General features: G+C 34.8%; 1 protein-coding gene. It reads left to right on the top strand.

Annotation, left to right across the window (positions count from 1 at the left end):
* A partial coding sequence (locus tag AAEY62_RS20675; RefSeq protein WP_350636135.1) for a hypothetical protein occupies positions 1 to 286 on the top strand: 286 nt, incomplete at its 5' end.
* Positions 287 to 388 lie beyond the last annotated feature (102 nt).

Raw genomic sequence — 388 nt, 5'->3', positions numbered from 1 at the left:
ACAGTATATAGCATTAATTATTATGCCTCTGATCAAAATTATTCTCAGTCATAATGCAGCATTTAAGTTACATGCTTCATTCATTATTTATGATGAATCTGAGCCAGTAATATCCACCCTTGCGCTAATAAAGCCAGCACTACTTGCACCTGAATTTAAATCTTTACCACAGCAATTACACGGTCGGCATAACAACGCTAAGTCACTTAATTTAGCTGTACCCAGTAAAAAACAGCTTAGTCATTTAGCTCAAGTATCTCCGTCAAGTATTAGAGGAGGTAAATGAACCTGATAAAAACTGAATTCATTTGCATAATTTTTTGAATAAATTCCATGGGATTTATTCATGTTTTTAAGCGTCACTAGTGTGCTGAGGAAGGCCTACTAT

Origin of the sequence: Pseudoalteromonas sp. GW168-MNA-CIBAN-0100 (assembly GCF_040309225.1) — a bacterium.
Lineage (GTDB): Bacteria > Pseudomonadota > Gammaproteobacteria > Enterobacterales > Alteromonadaceae > Pseudoalteromonas > Pseudoalteromonas arctica.
The sequence above is the reverse complement of the archived record's forward strand: the minus strand, read 5'-3'. Positions and strand labels throughout refer to the sequence as shown.